This window comes from Neisseria sp. CP9, assembly GCF_047758525.1.
Taxonomy (GTDB): Bacteria; Pseudomonadota; Gammaproteobacteria; order Burkholderiales; family Neisseriaceae; genus Neisseria.
In genome coordinates, this window is sequence record NZ_CP180502.1 from 1311542 (window position 1) to 1334519 (window position 22978).

The 22978-nt window shown below is 54.4% G+C and carries 15 protein-coding genes; 5 read left to right on the plus strand and 10 right to left on the minus strand.

Features of this window, described 5'->3' with window-relative positions:
• Positions 1 to 11: 11 nt before the first annotated feature.
• Positions 12 to 1454: an aldehyde dehydrogenase gene (gene aldA / locus ACMYUL_RS06275; RefSeq protein ID WP_003742761.1), complete on the minus strand. Its 1443-nt coding sequence runs from the start codon at positions 1452 to 1454 to the stop codon at positions 12 to 14.
• 311 nt (positions 1455 to 1765) lie between these two features.
• Between aldA and msrAB the strand changes: the two genes are divergently transcribed.
• Positions 1766 to 3334 carry a bifunctional peptide-methionine (S)-S-oxide reductase MsrA/peptide-methionine (R)-S-oxide reductase MsrB gene (msrAB, locus tag ACMYUL_RS06280; RefSeq protein ID WP_415772656.1) on the plus strand — a complete coding sequence of 523 codons (1569 nt, stop codon included), beginning with the start codon at positions 1766 to 1768 and terminating at the stop codon, positions 3332 to 3334.
• A gap of 211 nt (positions 3335 to 3545) precedes the next feature.
• Here the strand turns inward: msrAB and rmuC are convergent, their stop codons facing one another.
• The 6 genes from rmuC to ACMYUL_RS06310 form a co-directional block, all read right to left on the minus strand.
• Positions 3546 to 5057 (minus strand): DNA recombination protein RmuC, encoded by a 1512-nt coding sequence (gene rmuC / locus ACMYUL_RS06285; protein WP_415772658.1) that lies wholly within the window; start codon positions 5055 to 5057, stop codon positions 3546 to 3548.
• 1817 nt (positions 5058 to 6874) lie between these two features.
• The gene (locus tag ACMYUL_RS06290) at positions 6875 to 7492 is read right to left on the minus strand and encodes a tellurite resistance TerB family protein (RefSeq protein WP_415772660.1); all 618 of its coding nucleotides are present in this window, start codon (positions 7490 to 7492) and stop codon (positions 6875 to 6877) included.
• A gap of 99 nt (positions 7493 to 7591) precedes the next feature.
• Positions 7592 to 8845, minus strand: coding sequence for a UDP-N-acetylglucosamine 1-carboxyvinyltransferase (gene murA / locus ACMYUL_RS06295; protein WP_415772662.1), 1254 nt, complete (start codon positions 8843 to 8845; stop codon positions 7592 to 7594).
• Positions 8846 to 9162: 317 nt separating this feature from the next.
• Positions 9163 to 10461 (minus strand): M16 family metallopeptidase, encoded by a 1299-nt coding sequence (locus ACMYUL_RS06300; RefSeq protein ID WP_415772664.1) that lies wholly within the window; start codon positions 10459 to 10461, stop codon positions 9163 to 9165.
• Between the two features lie 155 nt (positions 10462 to 10616).
• Positions 10617 to 11984 (minus strand): M16 family metallopeptidase, encoded by a 1368-nt coding sequence (locus ACMYUL_RS06305; protein ID WP_415772666.1) that lies wholly within the window; start codon positions 11982 to 11984, stop codon positions 10617 to 10619.
• Positions 11985 to 12328: 344 nt separating this feature from the next.
• Positions 12329 to 12808 carry a GNAT family N-acetyltransferase gene (locus ACMYUL_RS06310; RefSeq protein ID WP_415772668.1) on the minus strand — a complete coding sequence of 160 codons (480 nt, stop codon included), beginning with the start codon at positions 12806 to 12808 and terminating at the stop codon, positions 12329 to 12331.
• A gap of 350 nt (positions 12809 to 13158) precedes the next feature.
• Here ACMYUL_RS06310 and ACMYUL_RS06315 point away from each other — a divergent pair, with 350 nt between their 5' ends.
• The 4 genes from ACMYUL_RS06315 to ACMYUL_RS06330 all read left to right on the plus strand — a co-directional run bounded on the left by ACMYUL_RS06315 (position 13159) and on the right by ACMYUL_RS06330 (position 19168).
• Entirely contained in the window at positions 13159 to 14616 is a 1458-nt protein-coding gene (locus ACMYUL_RS06315) for an oligopeptide:H+ symporter (RefSeq protein ID WP_415772670.1), read from the plus strand.
• A 69-nt stretch (positions 14617 to 14685) separates the two neighbouring features.
• A complete protein-coding gene (locus ACMYUL_RS06320) occupies positions 14686 to 15624 on the plus strand; it encodes a DUF4424 family protein (protein ID WP_415772672.1) in 939 nt (312 codons plus the stop codon).
• A gap of 99 nt (positions 15625 to 15723) precedes the next feature.
• A complete protein-coding gene (gene mutS, locus ACMYUL_RS06325; protein WP_415772674.1) occupies positions 15724 to 18357 on the plus strand; it encodes a DNA mismatch repair protein MutS in 2634 nt (877 codons plus the stop codon).
• A 322-nt stretch (positions 18358 to 18679) separates the two neighbouring features.
• Positions 18680 to 19168, plus strand: a complete 489-nt coding sequence (locus tag ACMYUL_RS06330; protein WP_415772676.1) for a hypothetical protein — start codon at positions 18680 to 18682, stop codon at positions 19166 to 19168.
• Positions 19169 to 19268: 100 nt separating this feature from the next.
• On the opposite strand, the gene ACMYUL_RS06335 is transcribed toward ACMYUL_RS06330, so the two are convergent.
• The 3 genes from ACMYUL_RS06335 to yccS all read right to left on the minus strand — a co-directional run bounded on the left by ACMYUL_RS06335 (position 19269) and on the right by yccS (position 22830).
• Complete coding sequence (locus ACMYUL_RS06335) at positions 19269 to 20165, minus strand: IS3 family transposase (protein WP_415772678.1); 897 nt, start codon at positions 20163 to 20165, stop codon at positions 19269 to 19271.
• Complete coding sequence (locus ACMYUL_RS06340; protein ID WP_415772680.1) at positions 20069 to 20419, minus strand: helix-turn-helix domain-containing protein; 351 nt, start codon at positions 20417 to 20419, stop codon at positions 20069 to 20071. Before ACMYUL_RS06340 ends, ACMYUL_RS06335 begins: the two co-directional genes overlap by 97 nt.
• A gap of 263 nt (positions 20420 to 20682) precedes the next feature.
• On the minus strand, positions 20683 to 22830 hold the full coding sequence (gene yccS, locus ACMYUL_RS06345) for a YccS family putative transporter (RefSeq protein ID WP_415772682.1): 2148 nt from the start codon (positions 22828 to 22830) through the stop codon (positions 20683 to 20685).
• Positions 22831 to 22978 lie beyond the last annotated feature (148 nt).

Consider the following 22978-nt stretch of genomic DNA (forward strand, 5'->3'; position numbering starts at 1 on the left):
TCAAGGCGTTATCAAATATTGGTTTCCAGATAAACGACTTGGGTTTGCAGATATTCTTCCAAACCGTGTTTGCCGTCCGCGCCGCCGATACCGGATTTTTTCCAGCCGGCGTGGAAGCCCTGCATGGCTTCGAAGTTTTCGCGGTTGATGTAGGTTTCGCCGAATTGCAGGCGGCGGGTGACGTAGAAGGCTTCGTTCAGGTTGGTGGTGTAAACGGAGCTGGTCAGACCAAATTCGCAGTCGTTTGCCAAGGCGATGACTTGGTCGAGCGTGTCGAAAGTGGAAACAGGCAGGACGGGGCCGAAGGTTTCTTCCTTCATGATGTCCATGTTGTTGTCGGTGTCGGTCAGCAGGGTCGGCTCGAAGAAATAGCCGCGTCCTTCGGCGCGTTTACCGCCGCAGACCAGCGTCGCACCTTGTTTGACGGCGCGTTCCACTTTTTCGGCAACGGCTTTGACGGCGCGTTCTTCAATCAGCGGGCCCATTTCCAGCGCGCCTGCTTCGGCTTCGGCAGGGTTGCCGTAGCGCACGCCTTTCATGGCGGCGGTCATTTTTTCAATGAACGCGTCTTTCAGGCTGCTGTGGACATAGACGCGCTCGGCGCAGTTGCAGATTTGACCGGTGTTGCCGACGCGCGAAGCCAAGATGGATTTCACTGCCAAGTCCAAATCCGCGTCTTTCAAAACGATGGCAGGCGCTTTGCCGCCGAGTTCCAGCGAGACTTTGGTGATGTTGGCGGAAGCGGCTTCCATCACTTGGCGGCCCGCTTCGACGGAGCCGGTCAGGCTGACCATATCGACTTGCGGATGGGCGGACAAGGCATTGCCGATTTCCGCACCCGGACCGTTCACCACGTTGAACACGCCTGCGGGCAGTCCGACGGCATCGACGATTTCGGCGAAGATGTGGCAGTTGATCGGGGTCACGCTGCTGGGTTTGACGACGATGGTGTTGCCCGTGACCAAAGCGGGGCCCATTTTGCGGGCAATCAGGAAGAAGGGGAAGTTCCACGGCAGGATGCCTGCCACGACGCCCAGCGGACGTTTGAACAATAAAATATTTTCGCGCGGGCGGTCGCTTTGGATGATTTCGCCTTCATAACGGCGCGCCCATTCGGCTTGGTAATCGAGATAGTCGGCGGTAAACATGACTTCCACGCGCGCCAAGTCTTTGGTTTTGCCGCCTTCGGCAACGATGGTGTCGGTCAGCTCGTCGGCGCGTTCGCGTATGCCTTGGGCGATTTTGCGCAAATACGCGCCGCGTTCGACCGCAGGCAGCCGCTCCCATGCCGGTTGCGCCGCACGCGCCGCCGCTACGGCGCGGTCAACGTCAGCTTTGCCGCCTTTGGGTTCGCGGGCGATGGTTTCTTCGGTGGAAGGGTTCAATACGTCGCGCCATTCGCCATTGAAATCATTTTCAAAGCGTCCGTTGATGTACATGGCCAATTGTTTCATTTCAAGTTCTCCTGTCGTTGTAGTCGTGTGTGGTCAGTGTATGCCTTTTATGCCGCCGCTGCAATGGAAATGCTGTTTGAAAATGCAAATTTAATATAGTGGATTAACTTTCAACCAGTACGGCGTTGCCTTGCCTTGCCGTACTATCTGTACTGTCTGCGGCTTCGTCGCCTTGTCCTGATTTAAATTTAATCCACTATAATATGGACGTTTGTTTTCAGACGACCTTTTGCTTTTTTATGTGCAAGGCTGTAAGGTTTGGGCATTTACAACGTCTAACTAAACAAACCGTCCACACAGGAAACATAGAGATGAAACCCCGTACCTTCTTTTCCCTTTGCGCCAAGTTCGGCTGTCTGTTTGCGCTGGGTGCCTGTTCGCCCAAAATCGCCGACGCCGAAGCCGCGACCGTGCCGCACACTTTGTCCACTTTGAAAACCGCGGACAACCGCCCCGCCAGTGTTTACTTGAAAAAAGACAAACCTACCCTGATTAAATTCTGGGCGAGCTGGTGCCCTTTGTGTTTGTCCGAATTGGGGCAGACCGAGAAATGGGCGCAGGACAAGCGCTTCAGCTCCGCCAACCTGATTACCGTCGCCTCCCCCGGCTTTCTGCACGAGAAAAAAGACGGCGACTTTCAAAAATGGTATGCCGGTTTGAACTATCCCAAGCTGCCCGTCGTGACCGACAACGGCGGCACCATCGCCCAAAGCCTGAATATCAGCGTTTACCCTTCTTGGGCGTTAATCGGTAAAGACGGCGACGTACAGCGCATCGTCAAAGGCAGCATCAACGAAGCGCAGGCGTTGGCATTAATCCGCGACCCGAATGCCGATTTAGGCCGTCTGAAAAACGCGTTCTACAAACCCGACACACAGAAAAAGGATTCAGCAATCATGAATACGCGCACCATCTACCTCGCCGGCGGCTGCTTCTGGGGCTTGGAAGCCTATTTCCAACGCATAGACGGCGTGGTGGACGCCGTATCCGGTTACGCCAATGGCAAAACAAAAAATCCGAGCTACGAAGACGTGTCCTACCGCGACACTGGCCATGCCGAGACCGTCAAAGTCACCTACGATGCCGACAAACTCAGCCTCGACGACATTCTGCAATATTATTTCCGCGTCGTTGACCCGACCAGCCTCAACAAACAAGGCAACGACACCGGCACGCAATACCGCAGCGGCGTGTACTACACCGATCCCGTCGAAAAAGCCGTCATCGCCGCCGCCCTCAAACGCGAGCAGCAAAAATACAAACAGCCCCTCGTCGTCGAAAACGAGCCGCTGAAAAACTTCTACGACGCCGAGGAATACCATCAGGACTACCTGATTAAAAACCCCAACGGCTACTGCCACATCGACATCCGCAAAGCCGACGAACCGCTGCCGGGCAAAGCCAAAGCCACCCCGCAAGGCAAAGGCTTCGACGCGGCAACGTATAAAAAACCCGGCGATGCCGAACTCAAACGCATCCTGACCGAAGAGCAATACCAAGTGACCCAAAAAAGCGCAACCGAATACGCCTTCAGCCACGAATACGACCATCTGTTCAAACCCGGCATTTATGTGGACGTCGTCAGCGGCGAACCCCTGTTTTCTTCCGCCGACAAATTCGATTCCGGTTGCGGCTGGCCGAGCTTCACCCGCCCGATTAACGCCGCCGCCGTTACCGAACACGATGATTTCAGCTACAACATGCGCCGCACCGAAGTGCGCAGTCATGCCGCCGATTCGCACTTGGGACACGTCTTCGCCGACGGCCCCAAAGACAAAGGCGGCCTGCGCTACTGCATCAACGGCGCGAGCCTGAAATTCATCCCGCTGGAACAAATGGACGCGGCAGGCTACGGCGCATTGAAGGGCAAAGTGAAATAAAGGCGCGATAACACGAAAGGTCGTCTGAAAACAGAGGGTCGGGCATGAATGGCTTGCCCCGCTGTTTTTCAGACGACCTTTTTATCTCAGCTTTATCTCAGTGATAACTTTGTCTCAAAAGACATCAGGACGGACACTATAAAAAAAGGCGCATCATGCGCCCTTTTTGTCTTGAACCCACATCGTCTGAAACCCGACGACGGACAAGCCGTCAATCTTCTTTCTCCTCCTTCAAACCTTTATCCTGCAAAGCATCCTGCAAGGCGGATTCTTGGGCGATTTCTGTCAAATCGCGTTGCAGGCGTTTGGTGGTTTTCACGCCCAGCGCACGCAGTTTTTCGGCGCGGCTGACCAAATTACCCTTGCCCTGCGAGAGCTGTTTGTAGGCTTGTTGGAACTGGTTTTGCGCTTGGTCGATGTTTTTGCCGACGCCCTCAAGCGTTTGGACGAAGCCGGTGAACTTGTCGTAAAGCCTGCCGCCTTCAGCCGCGATGGCAAGGGCGTTTTGGTTTTGCTGCTCGTTGCGCCAGATGTGGGCGACGGTGCGCAGGGTGGCGAGCAGCGTACTCGGGCCGACCGGCATGATGCGCTTGTCGAAACATTCTTGGAACAGGGCGGCATCGTGTTGCAGGGCGAGCAGGTAGGCGGGTTCGACGGGGATGAACATAAACACGAAGTCCAGCGTGCGCACGCCTTCGAGGTCGGTATAGTCTTTTTGCGAAAGGCTGCGGATGTGGGCGCGGATGCTGGCGACGTGGGCGGCGAGTTCGCGCTCGGCGGTTGCGGCGTCGGCGGCTTGGGTGTAGCGGACGTAGGCGGTCAGCGAGACTTTGGAATCGATGACGATTTGTTTGCCTTCGGGCAGGTTGACGAGGACGTCGGGCTGGAGGCGGCGTGCGCCGTCTTCTTCTTGGCGGACGGCGGCGGCTTGGACGGTGTATTCGCGCCCTTTTTGCAGGCCGGAATGTTCCAAAACGCTTTCTAAAATCATCTCGCCCCAGTTGCCTTGGGTTTTGTTTTGCGTGCCGGTGAGCGCGTCGGTGAGGGCTTTGGCGTCGCTGTGCAGTTGGGTGTTGAGGGTTTGCAGGCGTTTGAGTTCGTTTTCGAGGGTCAGCCTTTCGCGCGCTTCTTTTTCGTAAGTTTGCTGAACCAGCTCGCTGAAGCCGTGGATGCGTTCGTTGAGCGGGGTCAGCAGTTGGCTGAGATGGTCGCGGTTTTGCTCGGTGAAGCGGCGGCTTTTCTCTTCCAAAATGGTGTTGGCGAGGTTTTGAAACTGGTCGCCCAAGCTTTGTCGGGCTTCGGCAAGGAGCTTGAGTTTTTCGTCGGCGGCGAGGCGTTCCTGTTCGAGCTGGATATGGAGGCGTTCGTTGCGGACGTGCAGGTTGTGCGCGTTTTCCTGAAGCTCGGCGTAATCTTGTTTCAGACGACTTGCTTCCTGTTCGCGCTCTTGGAGGTAGCCGATTTGGCGTTCGGCGGCGGCAAAACGGTTGCCCAATTCCTGCAACTCACCCTGCAAATCTTGGACGTGATAACGAGCATCGGCAAGCTCGGCAGTGGTTTGCGCCTGATTTTGTTCGGCAAATTCAAGATTTTGGCGGCACTCGGCAAGCGATTGCATCAGGGCAAACTGCTGCGTCTGCGCCTTATTTCGGGCGAGCAGCCAAGTGATGAGCGCGCCGGACAAAAAGGCAAGCGCGGCAGTCAGAAGGAGCGGGACATTCATAGGTTAGGTCGTCTGAAAACGGAAAAAAGCAAAAACGGCAATATAGCATGTTTGCAGGACAAGCTCGCTGCGCGCTTGCGTAGGATAGGGCGGAATGGCTGACAAACCGATGCCGAGCAGCGGATTTCAGAACGCAGGACGCAGAAACGGTACGGAACCGATGTGCTTGGGGCGTGAACGGTAGCACCGCCGCGACGTCCTTTCAGACGACCCTGCTAATCCATAAACACAAATAGGTCGTCTGAAAACCTGAAAACAAGTTTTACACGTTTCGCTGCGCCCAAACAGAGCTTTTACCGCCGACAGCTTGGAAAAACCGCCCACTTTAGGCAAAGCGGAACAATGCCGCAGCGCCGGATGAGAGATTTGCTGAGCAATTTCACAAGAAAACAGCGGATTCCGGTTTGTCGGGCAGGGATTTTGGTTTCAGACGACCTGTTTTTGCCAAAAATAGATAGATAATTTAAAAAATAGCAATGGTAATTATAGTCTGAAGCTAAAAACCCAAAAGCCAGGCGGAAAATTGTTGTTTTTTATCTAATTGAAAAAGAAAAGGAAAATTTAAAAATTTTCTAAAATGATGTAATTTGGCAACAAAAAATCCAAGAGCATCTATTCTAAAATAAACGATTTGTAATCGGCTTGTAACTAAGACATCGGTGTCATTCTTCAAGACATCGGTGTTATTTTCAAAAATAAAAATAATTTATCAAAATAATTACATTGAAGCATTTATACCGATATTTTCTTTACAAAAAAACTGTATAATTTATCAATTAAGGCGGTATCATGACACCTGTCGATATGGCAGACATGCCGATGATGGACACAGATGTTATTAAATAACATTTGATTAATATGTAAAAGGATTGCCCGAAATGAAAAATTTATTGACCTTGGCCGCAGCCTCTTTAATCGGTATGGCCGGTGTTACCGCTTCAGCCTCTATGGTTGCCCGCAATATCGAAACCGCTGCAAAAAAATAATTTGAAAACAAACGAAATATTTTAAACGCTTCCCAAACCCCACAAACAACCCTTCCCGCCCACGGCGGAGCGGCTTTCGGCTATCAACCGATTCCGGCATCAGATGCCGACACAAGCGCGAACCGCAGACCGCCAAGTTCGGCGGCGGGAACAAAAGAAAGAGAGATGACCATGAAAAACTTAATCAAATTGGCAGCCGCCTCCCTGATTGGCATGTCCGGTCTGACCGCCAGCGCGACGACCATCGCCAAAAACATCGCCGAAGCCGGCAAATAATAAGCCGACCCGACGATAACATCCGCAACACAAACACAAGAAAGAGACTCAAAATGAAAGAATTGATCAAACTCGCCGCCGCATCGCTGATCGGTATGTCCGGTCTTGCCGCCGGCGCAACCCACATCGCCGACAATATGCGTACCGCGATTAAAAAATAAGCTCGGGCTGTTTTAAATTCCCAAACTCTTGGAAGTCAAAGCAAAGGTCGTCTGAAAAGTTTCAGACGACCTTTTTTGATGAGGCTGGGTTTACGGATAAGGCGTAAGCCTCAAAACGGGGGCAGCCGTATTGGAGAAACTGTTTTCCTTTTGTTATCGGGCGGAAGAAAAGACAAGCTTGTCCGTCATGTCGAAGAGGTCGTCTGAAAACATGGAAACGGATTTTCAGACAACCTCTTTGCATTGAATCGGGTGTTCAGGCAAAGGTTGAACCGAATAAAAAACCGACCGTCCGTTTTGCAGCGGATGGTCGGTTTTATAGTGGATTAACTTTAAACCAGTACGGCGTTGCCTCGCCTTGTCCTGATTTGAATTTAATCCACTATACAAAGCGTTATGCCAATTCCAGCTGTTTTTCCAAGCTTTCCACCAGATTGTCGTCCAGTCCCAAGGCTTGCGACAGGCGGCTGAGGAAGACGATTTCTTTGCGCGACAAATCGGCGCAGACCAATCGTGCCGCCAGATAAGTTTCCGCTGCCAATGCCTGATCGCTGCCGACGGCGGCGGCGAGTTCTTCTACCGTTGCCGGATTGGCGTATTCGGCCGCAAGCCATGCGGCAGTTTCGGGGTCTTCGCCGCTTTCACGGGCGATGACTTGTTTTTCGGTTTCGTCAATCAGACCGTCCGATGCTGCTGCGGCAATCATGGTGCGCAAAATCACGCGGCTGTGGTCTTCGGCGAGCAGTCCGGCAGGCTCGAACGCGCCTTGCGGCACGACTTCTTGCTGTTGGTTTTTCTGCCAATTTTGATAACCCTGATACGCCAGATAACCCAACGCTGCGACGGAGCCGACTTTGACCAGCGATTTGGCGGTTTTTTTCTTCATCAGCATGGACGCCAGTCCGCCGACCAAGGCGCCGCCGCCAAAAGAATTGAGCGGGCTGTCGGAAACGGATTTGCCGCTTTTTTGAACGGTTCCCAAGATTTGATTGAGCAGGTTGTTGAAGTTCATGATGGTCCCCTCATGGTTGTCGGTTTGGGTCTGAAATGGATGCTCGGGGTCGTCTGAAATCGGGATGGGTGTTTCAGACGACCTTTTCGCACAAGGCTCTTAACCGCGTACCCGTTCGATTTTCGCGCCGACTTGACCGAGTTTTTTCTCGATGTATTCGTAGCCGCGGTCGAGGTGGTAGATGCGTTCGACGATGGTTTCGCCACCTGCGACCAAGCCTGCCATGACGAGGCTGGCGGAGGCGCGCAGGTCGGTCGCCATGACGACGGCGCCGGAGAGTTTTTCCACGCCTTTGACGAAGGCGGTGTTGCCTTCGGTGGTAATGTTCGCGCCCATGCGGTTGAGTTCGGGAACGTGCATGAAGCGGTTTTCAAAGATGGTTTCGACGACGCGGCTGTCGCCTTCGGCAACGGCGTTCATCGCCATAAACTGCGCCTGCATGTCGGTTGGGAAGCCGGGGTGGACGACGGTGCGGATGTCCACGGCTTTGGGGCGCTGCTGCATGTCGATGGAAATCCAGTCGTCGCCCGCTTCGATGATGGCGCCGGCTTCGACGAGTTTGTCCAAAACGACTTCCATGGTTTTGGGGGCGGCGTTGCGCAGGACGACTTTGCCGCCGGTCATGGCGACGGCGCAGAGGAAGGTGCCGGCTTCGATGCGGTCGGGCACGACGCTGTGTTCGCAGCCGTGCAGCTCTTTCACGCCTTCGACGGTCATGGTGGAAGTACCGATGCCGCTGATTTTTGCGCCCATTTTGACGAGGCATTCCGCCAAATCGACGACTTCGGGTTCGATGGCGCAGTTTTCGAGGATGGTCGTGCCTTCGGCGAGGGTTGCCGCCATCAGCAGGTTTTCCGTACCGCCGACGGTAACGACGTCCATGACGACGCGCGTGCCTTTCAGACGGCCTTTGGCTTTGACGTAGCCGTGTTCGATGGTGATTTCCGCCCCCATGGTTTCGAGGCCTTTGAGGTGCTGGTCGACGGGGCGAGAACCGATGGCGCAGCCGCCGGGCAGGCTGACTTGGGCTTCGCCGAAACGCGCCAGCGTCGGGCCGAGCACGAGGATGGAGGCGCGCATGGTTTTCACCAGTTCGTAGGGGGCGCAGGTGTTGTTGACGGTGCCGCCGTTGATTTCGAATTCGTGAATGTTGTCGGTCAAAACGCGCGCGCCCATGCCTTGCAGCAGTTTTTGGGTGGTTTTGACGTCGGCGAGCATGGGTACGTTTTTCAGGCGCAGGGTGCCGGAGGTCAAGAGTCCGGCACACATCAGCGGCAGGGCGGCGTTTTTCGCGCCGGATACGATGATTTCGCCGTTGAGCGGGCCGTTGGCGGTGATTTTGAGTTTGTCCACAGTGTTTCTTTCGTTGTTAAGACAAGTCCCGACGGCGCTGCCGGCAGGACGGGATTCGTTTAGATTCGGAATTATAAGGGATTTTGACGGTTTTTGCGGGCGGGCGGGAAGAATTCTTCCGAAGGGCGTTTACGGGGTACGAATGGTCGGAAGGGTCGTCTGAAAAAAGGTTGGGCGCAGCTTCGCCGATGTCTGTTCGGACTTCGTTGAAACTGCGCTTTCAGACGACCTTTTTACCGTTTGGCGAAGTGAAACCGCTGTGTTGCCCAAGCCTTGTCCGACAGACCGTATCCGCCGGACAAGGATGGGTAAAGGCGTTATTCGGCACCGACGACGACAATGTGTAAATCTTCAGGTTTGACGCGGCGCTGCCAAGCGTCTTTGACTTGCTCGACGGTCAGTTTGCCGATGGCTTTGGGGTAGGCTTCGAGATAGTCGTTGGGCAGGTTGTGGTAACCGATGATGCTGAGGTATTTCACCAGTTTGGCGTTGGAATCGAAACGCAGGGGGAAGCTGCCAATGATGTTGGCTTTGGCTTGTGCCAATTCTTCTTCAGTCGGGCCTTCTTCGATGAATTGTTTGATGACCGCCTGAGCCTGTACGAGCGAATCTTTGGTGTTTTTCTTCTGGGTGGAATAGGCGATGGTGAACATACCCGCTTCGGTCGCCGGTTCGAGGTTGCTGTATACGCCGTAGGTGTAGCCGTAACGGTCGCGCAAGACTTTCATCAGGCGGCTGTCGAAACCGCCGCCGCCGAGGATGTAATTACCCGCAACCAATGCGTAATAGTCGGGGTCGTGGCGTTTAATCAGCGGCATGCCGAGCAAGACTTGCGCCTGTTCGCCGGCAAACGGGATGTCGCGGCGTTGTGCCGGTTGTTGTTGAACCGCTGGGACGTTTTTAGCGGCGCTGCTGCGTTCGGGCAGTCCGTTCAACACGTTTTTCACAAGGCGGTCAGCCTGTTTGCGGTTGATGTCGCCGACGATGGCGACGATGGCGTTGTCTTTGCCGTAATGGCTGAGGTGGAACGCGCGGATGTCGTCAAGATTGACTTTGCGGATGCTCTCCGCGGTGATGTTGGCGCCGCTGCCGTAAGGATGGTCGGGATAGGCAAGCTTGGTCAGGGCGCGTCCGGCGGTGAAGTCGGGGGTGGTTTCCTGTTGTTGGAGGGCGGTAACCGCCTCTTTTTGACGGCGGTCGAACACGGCGGGGTCAAAACGGGGGCGGGTCAGGGATTGGTTGAGCAGTCCGGCGGCTTGTTTGAGCGTTTCGGGGCGGCTCAGGCTGCGCAAGACGGCGGCAGAGCTTTCCTGTCCGCTGCTGCTGTCGATTTGGGCGGCAATATCGTCGGCGGCGGCATTAAAGGCTTCTTCGTCCAGCTTTTCCGTACCGTCGGTCAGCAGGGCGGCGGTAAATTCCGCCACTTCGCTTTTGCCTTCGGGGTTGAACACGCTGCCCGCGCCTTTGAAGTTGACCTGCATATCGACGATGGGGTTGTCGTGTTGCTCGACCAAAAGGACTTCTGTGCCGTTGCCGGTGGTCCAGCGTTGGATGTCCACGCCTGCCTGCGCGGTGGTGGAGAGGGCGAGGGCTAATATGAGGGGAAGGGATTTCATCGGATATTCCTTTGCGGTTGAACCGGTTTGTCAGAGCGGAAGGGCGTTTGCCGCCGTATTCCGTCGCGTTCCGAGTCGTTTGCCACTTCGGGCGGGGCGGTTCGGAGGTCGTCTGAAAACGGGGAAAGCGGTTTCAGACGACCCCTTTCATCGGTTTATTTAGGTTGCGGCTTGTTTGCAGCCTGAACAATCGGGCGGTACAGGACTTTCGGATCGGGCATCACGACCACGGTCGCCAAACGGTCATCCGTCAGCAGCTGCGCGGCTGCCTGCACGTCTTCGACGCTGACGGCTTTCAGGCGGCGGCGGATTTCCGCTTCATCGCTGTATTGGAAGCCGCGTGCTTCCAGCCGTCCGAGCATCGAGGCTTGCGCTTCCATAGAATCGCGCTCGTAGATTTCAGACGCTTCCGACTGTGCTTTGATGCGGTTCAGCTCTTCGTCGCTGACGCCGTTTTCAGCGATGTCTTTCAATTCGCGGCGCAATTCGGCGATGACGGCATCGACTTCAAAGTTGTCGGTCGGCATGGCGAAGATGCTGAACAACGGCATCTCACGGCTGATCAGGTCGTAATTCGCGCCCGCACTCAAAGCCATCTGTTTGCCGCGTATCAGGTTTTTATCCAAGCGGCTGGACGAGTTGCCTGACAAGATTTCCGACAAGACATCCAGCGCATAAGGCAGTTTGTCGTCCAGACTTTCCAGTCCGGGGACGCGGTAGTTCAAGCTGACCAAGGGTTGGCGCGTGACCACCGAGGTCGTCTGAAAATTCACAGGTTCGCGTTTGAACGGTTCGTTGGCAAGCATATTGCGGTCGGGCTGCTGTTTGGCGGGAATGTTGCCGAACAAATCCGCCGCCGTTTTGAGTGTTTTCTTGGCATCGACATCGCCGACAATCACCAAAACGGCATTGTTCGGCGCGTAATATTGCTGATACCAGTCGCGCAAATCATCAGCTTTGAGCGTGTGCAGATCATTCATATAACCGATGACCGCGGCTTTCATCGAAGGCAGGGTAAAGCTGTTCAGATACACTTGTTCCCATAGTTTACCGTCCGCCGTATCTTCCGTGCGTTGGCGGCGTTCTTCGCGGATGACGTTCATTTCATTGAGAAATTCTTCATCGCTGAAATTGAGGTTGTGCATCCGGTCGGCTTCGAGCTTCAACACTTCGGGCAGGTTTGCTGCCGCGATGTTTTCGTAATAAACCGTCTCGCTGCGGTTGGTGTAGGCATTGTTCTCTCCGCCCAAAGCGGCGACGCGGCGGTTGAATTCTCCCGAAGGCACTGCCTGCGTGCCTTTAAACATCATGTGTTCCAAGGCATGGCTCAAACCGCTTTTGCCCTGTTTTTCATCCACGCTGCCGACTTTATACCAAAGCTGCGACACGGCGACCGGCGCGCGGCGATCTTCTTTCACAATAATCTTCAACCCGTTGGGCAAGGTTTGTGACACGGTCTGCGCCAGCGTGAGTACGGGCGCGGACAAAGCAAATATCAGGGCAAGATGGCGTAAGCTGTTCAATCTGGATTCCTCTCAGTCGGTCTGGCGCAGAGCAGTCTCTGCTTGAGTGCAAAATATTACCGAGAACGGGACGAAACGGCTGTCCGCCCGTTTCAGTCTGCGCTGAAGCAAAATCAATAAAAACGGTGATGAAGCCGCCGTTTTCGAGTGATTCCGCTTCAGCCCAAATATGCCGGAGAAACTTCAAATCAGACAAGGCGCGGCAACGCCGTATCGCTTTGAAGTCAATCCTTTTATAGAACGTTGCAATGATAAACAGTTCCCATACGCGTAAATAAAAAGGTCGTCTGAAAATCAAAGATTGGGTTTCAGACGACCCCTGCGTCACAAGATGGGGGTGAAATTCAATCAGATTGCCCCTCCAATACCAATTCCATCACCGACACCGTCTCGCCGTTGTGCAGACAGGTCGCGATTTCACACCAGCCGTATTTCTCGTAAATCGACTGTACGTCAGGCGTATAAAGGTAAAGCTTGGGCAGGCGCATTTGGCGGGCGGCGGCGAGGCAGTGTTCGATCAACAGACCGCCCGCGCCCGTCCCCCTGTGTTCGGGCAAAACGAACACATCGCCCAGCCAATATTCGTATTGGGGAAACTCTTCCATATCGTGCCGTTTGAGCGCGGCAGAACCCAGCAGCGCGCCGCCCTTTTCGACGGCGGCAAACGCCAGCGGCAGGTTTTCACCATTCAGGCATTCCGCGTAATAGGCGCGGATTTTGTCCATAGACGACCACGGCGCAAAATCGTGCCATTGCTGATAAAGCGCACGGGCGAGCGGTTCGACGTGTTCGGGGCGTAAAGGCGTGATGTTCATAAAAGGCATAATACGCCCGCGCCTTCCGCCTGAAAATGCCCCCTTTCTGCCGATACGTTTCAGACGACTCCCGCTTAAATCAAAATGCGGTTTCCCTGTTCGGCCTCAAACCTTTGCCATATGCCGTTTGACAAGCGTTTCAGATTCGGCTAAAACCGAAAAATGTTTGGCATCGTAAACTCCTGTAAATCCGAATAAAACCTTCGGATACGGGCGTTTCCGCCAAACCCGAAGGGTGCGGCAGGCAATCCTTAGGCACGCACCCGCTCTAAGAAAAATATTGAAAATGCCGGTGGGGAGGGCAGGTTTCCGCCGGGGCGGTCCGTCTGCCAAACCTCTGCCAACAGGAGAACTTTAATATGTCTGACAACCAGTCCGCCCGCAAGGAAAAAACCTTCTTCGGGCATCCCATCCAGCTTTCTACCCTATTCCATATCGAATTGTGGGAACGTTTCTCGTTTTACGGTATGCAGGGTATCTTATTGATTTATTTGTATTACGCTGCCAATAAAGGCGGTTTGGGCATAGACAAGTCGCTCGCCGGCGGCATTGTCGGCGCATACGGCGGCAGCGTGTATTTGTCCACCATACTCGGCGCATGGCTTGCCGACCGGATTTGGGGCGCGGAGAGAACGCTGTTTATTTCCGGCATCGTGGTCATGCTCGGACACATCGTTTTGGCAATCGCACCGGGGCTGTACGGGCTATTGAGCGGCTTGGTGTGTATCGCATTGGGCAGCGGCGGCGTGAAATCGTCGGCAAGCTCGATGGTCGGCTCGCTTTATGAGGCGGATCACATGAAGCCCCTGCGCGATGCGGGTTTTTCGATTTTCTATATCTCCATCAACATCGGCGGCTTTTTAGGCCCGCTCCTGACCGGCTTGCTGCAAACGAAGATGGGTTTCCACTACGGCTTCGGCGCGGCGGCAGTCGGTATGGCTTTGGGGCTGTGCCTTTACTCTGCGGGACGCAAACTGCTGCCGCATACGCCTGCCCCCAATCCGCTGCGCCCTGAAAAAGTGCAGACCGCTGCGGCAGTCGCCGTGTTGATTGTCTTGATTATCGGCAGCCTGATTGCCTCGGGCACGCTCAATTTGGACAACTTCCCCAAATTCCTGCTCGGTACGGTCATTCTGACCATTATCGCCTATTTCTCGCGCCTGCTCGGCAGCAGCCATGTGTCGTCTGAAAACAAACGCCACATCATTGCCTATATTCCGCTGTTTCTGACCATCTGCCTGTTTTGGGCAGTCTGGTCACAAGTCTATTCCGTAGCAACGGTATATTTTGACAAAACGGTTGACCGCACCCTATTCGGCTGGACTGTCCCCGTTGCTTGGAAAGATTCCATCCAAAGCATGTGGGTCATCCTCTTCTCGGGCATGATGGCGGCAATTTGGACGAAAATGGGCAAATATCAGCCGAAAACCCCGTTTAAATTCGTGTTGGCGATGATTGTTGTCGGCGTATCCTATCTGATATTCGTACCGTATGTCTCATCAGAGACACCCATGCCGATTAGTGTTTTCGCACTGTTCCTGCTCGTCCTCACCATAGGCGAACTGATGATTTCGCCGATTGCACTTTCCATCGCGACCAAAATCGCCCCGCCCATGTTCAAAACGCAAATGGTCGCGCTCAATTTCTTGGGTTTTTCAGTGGGTTTCACTTTGGGCGGCGTGTTGTTCAAAGAGGGATTCAAGGAGAAAGCACCGCTGGATTTCTACTGGATGATTTGCGGCATAGGCGTGATAACCGGTTTGGTATTGTTGCTGCTTGTACCTATTTTGAATAAAATGCTCAAAGGCGTAGATTAAATACTGATTCATTAAGAAGGTCGTCTGAAATGCCGTTTCAGACGACCTGTTTTTAAGGACTTTGAACCCATGAAACCCCACTCTTTCCTCCTGCTCCTCCTGCTTGCCGGAGCAGCCCATGCCAACGACAGCACGGGTACAGTCAGCACGAGCGGCATCAAATATCTGAAAAATCCGCATATCGATATGCAGAGCGAAGATTTGTACATCAGCGAACACCAGATTCGCGTGCATTACCGGTTTAAAAACACCTCCTCGCAAGACATTACCGAAACCGTCCTTTTCCCTTTGCCGATTGTTCCTTCCTTCACATATTCCGACTTTGCCGACACTAAGGGCTTGGTTGACAGCTTCCGAATTTACGCCGACGGCAAACCTGTCCGCCCGCAAGCCCACGTCCGTGCCTATTTTGAACGGAGTAACGGCTCGCTGGTGGACGTGACCGCCGATTTGAAGAAATGCGGTTTGAGCGATCAGGAACTGATGCACCCTTGGACGCAAAAGCAAGACGGTGAAAAAATCGGCAGCAAAATCAGAGCCTGCCGCTCCGCCAAAGTCCAATCCATGCTGCCCAAGCAGCCGGATGAACTGCCCGATTGGTCGGCGCAGATTGTTTACAGCTGGAAGCAAACCTTCAAAGCCGGCAGCGTCACCGAAATCAAACACCAATACACCCCGCTGGTCGGCGGCAGCTTCCTGCCTTCGCTCAAAGCCAAAGACAGCAAAGCATTTATTGACGCTTACTGCATGGATGAAAACTTCCTCAACAACTTTAAAAATGTGAAAGAAGAAAAGGTCTATCACCATTTGGGCTATATCCTGACCACAGGTGCCAACTGGGCAAAACCCATCGGTAAATTCACCCTGACCATAGACCGCGAGCCCAATACCGTACTGTCGCTCTGTTGGGACAAATCCCTGCGCAAAGTCGGGCCCAACCGCTTCCAAGCAGTCAAAGAAAATTTCCTGCCGAAAAAAGACTTGGACATTATTTTCGTTTACGACTAACCCAAAGCAGCATACATAAAAGGTCGTCTGAAACCTTGTTTTAGGGTTTCAGACGACCTTTTGCTACAATAAGGCTTTTCCGTTTTGCAAGGCATTCCCATGAGCAAATCCGCCGTTTCCCCGATGATGCAGCAGTATCTCGCCATCAAATCGCAGCACGCCGACAAGCTGGTGTTTTACCGCATGGGCGATTTTTACGAGCTGTTTTTGGATGACGCAGTGGAAGCGGCGAAGCTGTTGGACATCACCCTGACCACGCGCGGGCAGATGGACGGCGTGCCGATTAAGATGGCGGGTGTGCCGTTTCACGCGGCGGAGCAGTATCTGGCGCGGTTGGTGAAGATGGGCAAAAGCGTGGCGGTGTGCGAGCAGGTGGGCGAAGTCGGCGCGGGCAAAGGGCCGGTAGAGCGCAAAGTCGTGCGCATCGTTACGCCCGGCACGCTGACCGACGCGGCGTTTTTGGAAGACAAGGAAACCAACCGCATCGCGGCGGTGAACGCGGATAAAAAACACGTCGCCATCGCGTGGGCATCTTTGCAAAGCGGCGAATTCAAAACCAAGCTGACGACGGCAGACAAACTCGCCGACGAGCTGGCGCGTTTGCAGGCGGCGGAAATCCTGTTGCCCGAAGGCAAAAGCCTGCCTAATGGTTTTCAGACGACCTCCGCCAACATCACGCGCCTGAACTCGTGGCAGTTTGCCGCCGACGCCGGCGCGAAATTGTTGACCGAATACTTCGGCTGTCAGGACCTGCACGGCTTCGGTTTGGACGGCAAGGAACACGAAGCCGCCGTCGGCGCGGCGGGCGCGCTGCTGAACTACATCCGCCTGACGCAAAACCTGATGCCGCAACACTTAGACGGCATTTCGCTCGAAACCGACAGCCAATATATCGGCATGGACGCCGCCACGCGCCGCAATCTCGAAATCACGCAAACCCTCTCCGGCAAAAAATCGCCGACCCTGTTTTCCATACTCGACGGCTGCGCCACCCACATGGGCAGCCGTCTCTTGGCACTCTGGCTGCACCACCCCTTACGCAGCCGCGCCCACATCTGCGCCCGCCAAGAAGCCGTTGCCGCGCTGGGTTCGCAATACGAAGCCCTGCAAGGTCGTCTGAAAAACATCGCGGACATCGAACGCATCGCCGCCCGCATCGCTGTCGGCAACGCCCGCCCGCGCGACCTCGCTGCCCTGCGCGACAGCCTGTTTGCCCTGAATGAAATCGAACTGTCCGCCGAGGGCAGCAGCCTTTTGGAAACCCTCAAAGCCGTTTTTCCCGAAACCCTGTCCGTCGCCGAAACCCTCAAAGCCGCCGTGATGCCCGAACCCGCCGTCTGGCTCAAAGACGGCGGCGTCATCAACCAAGGCTATTCGGCAGAACTTGACGAGTTGCGCCACATCCAAAACCACGGCGACGAATTCCTGCTCGACCTCGAAGCGCGCGAACGCGAACGCACCGGCCTTTCCACCCTCAAAGTCGAGTTCAACCGCGTCCACGGCTTCTACATCGAGTTATCCAAAGTCCAAGCCGAACAAGCCCCCGCCGACTACCAACGCCGCCAGACCCTCAAAAACGCCGAACGCTTCATCACCCCCGAACTCAAAACCTTCGAAGACAAAGTCCTGACCGCGCAAGAGCAGGCATTGGCATTGGAAAAACGCCTGTTTGAAGCCCTCCTCAAAGACATTCAGACGACCCTACCCCAGCTTCAAAAAGCCGCCAAAGCCGCCGCCGCCCTCGACGTACTCTCCACCTTCGCCGCCACCGCCGCCGAACGCGGCTTCGTCTGCCCCGAGTTCGCCGACTACCCCGTCATCCATATCGAAAACGGCCGCCATCCCGTCGTCGAGCAGCAAGTGCGCCACTTCACCGCCAACCACACCCGCCTCGACCACAAACACCGCCTCATGCTCCTGACCGGCCCCAACATGGGCGGCAAATCCACCTACATGCGCCAAGTCGCCCACATTGTCCTCATGGCGCACACCGGCAGCTTCGTCCCCGCCGACACCGCCCAAATCGGACCCATCGACCAAATCTTCACCCGCATCGGCGCATCCGACGACCTCGCCTCCAACCGCTCCACCTTCATGGTCGAAATGAGCGAAACCGCCTACATCCTCCACCACGCCACCGACCAATCCCTCGTCCTCATGGACGAAGTCGGACGCGGCACCTCCACCTTCGACGGCCTCGCCCTCGCGCACGCCATCGCCGAACACCTGCTGCAAAAAAACAAATCCTTCAGCCTCTTCGCCACCCACTATTTCGAGCTGACCAAACTGCCGGAAGCACACGCGACGGCAGTCAACATGCACCTCTCCGCGCTCGAACAAGGACAAGACATCGTCTTCCTCCACCACATCGAACCCGGCCCCGCCAGCAAAAGCTACGGCATCGCCGTCGCCAAACTCGCCGGCCTGCCCACCCGCGCCCTCAAAGCCGCCCAAAAACATCTGGACGAACTCGAAGCCCAAGCCGCCGCCGTCCGCCCGCAGCTAGACATCTTCAGCACCCTGTTGTCTGAAAACGAATACAGCGGGTTTAGCCAAGACGAAACAGCAGACACTGAAGCCCAAACCACCGCAAGCCAAGAAAACCACCCCGCCCACCACGCACTCGCCGAAGCCCTAAACCAACTCCGCCCCGACGACCTCACTCCCCGCGAAGCCTTAGACGCACTGTACCGCCTCAAACAGATTGTTGAAGGTGTTGAAGGCGGGGAATAACGCGTTGGTTTATATAAACAAGGTCGTCTGAAAATTTTCAGACGACCTTTTTAACGGCAAGTTCACAGACAAAGCCCACGCTACTTGAGTTATCCCAAGCCAGCTTTCATTGCATAAATGGTCGTCTGAAGCCCAAAATTCAGGTTTCAGACGACTTCAAAAAGACTACAAAAAGTACGGGGATTGGTTGTATCAAGGAGGCTTTCAGCAAATACAGCCCTGGTGTTGTCATTTCCAATGTTCCAAGTACACCTGCTCCACTAAGAGGAAGAAAGCTTGAAGAAAATGTTATTATTAGGGATACAACAGGAAAGATTTACAAATGAAGAAAGATATTTTTTATTGTGAGCAGTGGTCTTATGGTTATAAGAAACTTCATAAGCCTTTTTCTGAGAAACAAGCTGAAGAAAAACATATTAAAGGGGAGTTATATACTGCCGTAATAGGTTCGGTGACACAACCTGAATATGTAATTACCTTGCGAGAGGAAGTAGGTTTTTTTTCGGTAAATTTTTTCGATAAATTTGGAAGGGATTATTTAACCCATCAATTTCAAAAATATTCTAATTCGAATTATTATTTTCTTTCTACGGCTGTATGGAGAGATTATATAACTTTGGAATCTCATGATTTGGCAGAAGGATATACTTATTTCTTCAATGAAAATACAGATGATTGCTATGTTTTGAAAGAGGATTTTATTAATAATGAGCGATATGAAAAAACAGAATTATATCCCCAAAAAGATAAGGTAATCCTATTTCCAAAGTTTGGTGAATATGATTTGGTGCTGAATCCGGATATTATTTGATTGAGTTTTAAGGTTCCTGGATTCGGATTTCAAGTGCAACACTATGGTACCAGTGGTTGGTGAACTGGCCCCCAAATCTTGGACACTCATAAAAGCCTTTTCAGGCGCTCTGTGCAAGCTGGGTTCTGTATGCGACAGGACTCAGCTTTTTCAATTTCAGACTGCAACGCTCCCGGTTGTAGTAATCCATATAGTCATCTATCTGTTTCATCAATTCGTCCACCGTCAATTCTCCTGCGTTATAGAAACACTCCGTCTTCAACACCGCAAAGAAGCTTTCCATCGGTGCATTGTCCCAACAATTCGCCTTTCGCGACATGCTTTGAACCATGGAATGTTCCGCAAGCAATTCCCTATACCCCGCCGTACGGTACAGCACGCCTTGGTCCGAATGAAGCATCGTTCCCTTATCAGTCAGCCGGGGTGCGGCTTTTTCGAGCATTTCCTTCACCATTTCGCTGTTAGCATTGCGGCTCATGGCGTAGGCGACGATCTCGCGGTTGAACAAGTCCAAGATTGGCGAGAGGTACAGTTTGCTGTCCTTTCCTTTGAGTTCGGTCACGTCTGTCAGCCATTTTTCGTTGGGTCTTTCGGCTGTGAACCGGCGTTTGAGGAGGTGTTCCGATATCTCGCCCATGGCGGGATGGCGGTAGGCTTTTTTCGCCCGTATGAGGGCTTTCAGCCCCATCTGTTTCATCAACCGAGCTGCTTTTTTGCGGTTCCAATCCAATGCTGTGGCAATGCGCCTTTGTCCGTATCGTCCTTTATGTCGCCGGTAGGTTTCGACAAGGAGGGCTTTGTCGGCTTCATCGGGGTCGGGTCGGTCTTGATGGTGGTAGTAAAAGCTGCTTTTGGGCAGGTTTGCGATGTGCAGCAGGTATTTGAGCGGGTGTTGCGCCCTCAGTGCTTGGACGGTTTGGCTTTGTCCTTTGCGGTCCGCTTTTGGCTGAGGGCTTTTAACTCCTTTAGGTAGGCGACCTCTGCGCGCATATAGCACAACTCTTCGATAAGCTCTGCCTGTGTTTTTTCGTGGTCGGGTTTGTCGGCGATGAAGGGGTTTTTGCGGTGTTCGGTCATGGTTTTGGATTGGGGATGTTCGAGTGCGCCGATGCCGCCTTCCTGATAGGCGCGTATCCATCGTCGCAGGTGGGTTCGGGAGATGCCGTAGTGGTCTGCGGTACGCTGTTGGCTGCGTATGTGCAGGTAGTGGAGTACGGCTTGGTATTTGAAGTGTAATGTATATTTGCTCATAAAAAAACTGCACCTTGTGAGTTGGAGGGGATGTGTTCAACTTTTGGGGTGCAGTTCAAAACCTTGTTTCGGGTTTTCAGACGACCTTTCGTTTGCCTGCCGATTAATATAGTGGATTAACAAAAATCAGGACAAGGCGATGAAGCCGCAGACAGTACAGATAGTACGGAACCGATTCACTTGGTGCTTCAGCACCTTAGAGAATCGTTCTCTTTGAGCTAAGGCGAGGCAACGACGTACTGGTTTAAAGTTAATCCACTATATCACGCGGCCTGCGGGATGGCTTCAATGTCGTGCAGGCTGCGGTAGCAGGGATCGAGCTGGTTGGCGATGAGGGTGAGCTGCCGGTGGAGGATGTGGCTTTGACGTTCGTCGCCTGCTTCTGTTTGTAAGGCTTCCAAGTCGGTTCGGATTTGGGAGAGGGTCGTCTGAAAATCTTGTTCGCTTGTTTGCGGGAGGCGTTCGAGCAGGTCGGCGATGCGGTAGCCGCTTTGGTAGAACTTGCGGACGAAGTCGGGGCTGCACGCGCCGTCCATTTCGCTGCGGTATGCGCCGAGCGCGGAGATGTAGCCGGTCAGGGCGTAGCTGGTTTTGAGGAGGGTGAAGCCGCTTTGCAGGTTGTTGCCGTATTTTTTGGGTTCGCTGCTCATGTCGGAGAGGGTGCTGCTGAGGGTGGCGGTGCGTTCGTGGGCTTGGCGGCGGACGGTGCGGTATTCGACGTCATCGGCGATGCCGTATTGGAGCTGGTCGAGGATTTTTCTGAGGTAGGCGCCGTTGCCGCCGACGGTTTGGGCGGCGGTTTTTTCGAGGGTGAGGTAACGCCAATCCGGCCAGAGGTAGGTGACGGCTGCCCACGCGAGGACGGAGCCGACGATGGTGTCGATGATGCGGACGGGCATGGCGGCATAGACGTCCAGCCCGGCGAGGGAGAAGCTGGTGAGGGCTTGGATGGTGATGAAGAAGGTGGAGAAGCTGTATTTGTAGCTTCGGGTCATGAAAAACAGGGTGGTGCTGGCGATGACGATCCAGAGTTTGGTTTCGACGGAGGGGGTGAAATAAGGCACGAGGGAGCCGACGATGACGCCAAGGATGGTGCCGGCAATGCGTTGGTACACGCGGCTTTTGGTGGCGGTGTAGTTGGGTTGGCAGACGAAAACGGCGGTCAGGAGTATCCAGTAGCCGAGGTTGAGATGGAGGATTTCGACGATGGTGCAGGAGGCGGCAACGAGGATGGAGAGGCGCGTGGCGTGACGGAACACGCCCGACTCGAAGTTAAGCTGGCTGCGGACGGTCTGCCAGACGTTTTTCAGGCTGCTGTTTTCGAGGGCGGCGATGCGGGTGTCGCTGCTGTTGTCGTTTTCGGCGGGGGAGTCGCTGTGTTGGAGTTGGCGCAGTTGGTGGTCGACGCTGCCGAGGTTGTCGAGCAGGCGGCGGATGTGGTGGATGTTGCGGCTTTCGGGGTGGTCGTCGGTGTAGTGGGCGAGGGATTGGCGGCAGCCTTCCATCGCGCGTCCGAGGCGTTTGCTGTATGTGTAGTCTTTGCCGTTCCTCAGGGCGGCGGCAACGTTGCGGCACGCCTGCCCCTGCATTTCGAGCAGGCGGCGGATGCGGAAGATGAGGTCGGTGTTTTTAAGGGTATCGGTCAGCTCAGTGTAGTCGGCGTGGGCGGAGCTGACGCGTTCGTGTATGTCTTGGGCGGTAAAGTAGTAGCGCAGCATTTTGGCGGTGCGCGGGTGGCGGTGTTTGCCGCGCAGGCGGTAAAACAGGGCGGCGCGGCATTGGTTGAAGGCAGTGATGACGCCGGTGTTGCTCATGGCAAGATCGATTTGGCGGTTGCCAAGCCAGGCGGCTTCGTCGGGATCGAAAAAGTCGGCTTTGGCGTCAAAATAGCCGCCGAGCGCTTCGTAGGCGTTGGCGACGCTTTCTTGGACGGGGCGGTGCGGGAGGATGATTTGGAAAACAAGTGTGCAGGTGCTGTATAACACGGTCCCGAGCAGAATCATGACGGGATTGGTCAGCCAGAAGGTGTCGGGGGTGTAGGTGAGCGTGGTGTAGGTGGCGACGGCAAGTGCGCCGAACGCGAAGGTGCGGTATTTCAGTCCGACCGCGCCCAAAATGGTAAAGCCGAAGGTCATCAGGGTCATGGCGAGAATAAAGGGCAGACCTGTGCCGAGCGTGCTTTGGGCAACGAGCGATGAAATGGTAAACAGGGCGACGGTGATGATGATGTTTTTCAGACGACCTGTCAGGCGGTTGTCCAAATCGACGAGGCCGCCCGCAATGATGCCGAGTACAAACGGCATGGCGAGCTTGGGCGTGCCAAACCGCCAGACGAGGGTCGCGGCGATAAAGACGCTGGCGAAGACGGGCAGCGAGGTGATGATGAGGGGTTTGAGCGGCGGGAGTTTCATCGTATTGGGCGCAGCTTTAAATGGGAATGGTTTGATTATTATGAATGAAATGAAACGGTATTCTAACAGGATTTTAGGGCGGGACGGGGGCTATGGGGTCGTCTGAAAACCTGTCCGACAGCGCCCCTGCGGAACGGATATGACCGAC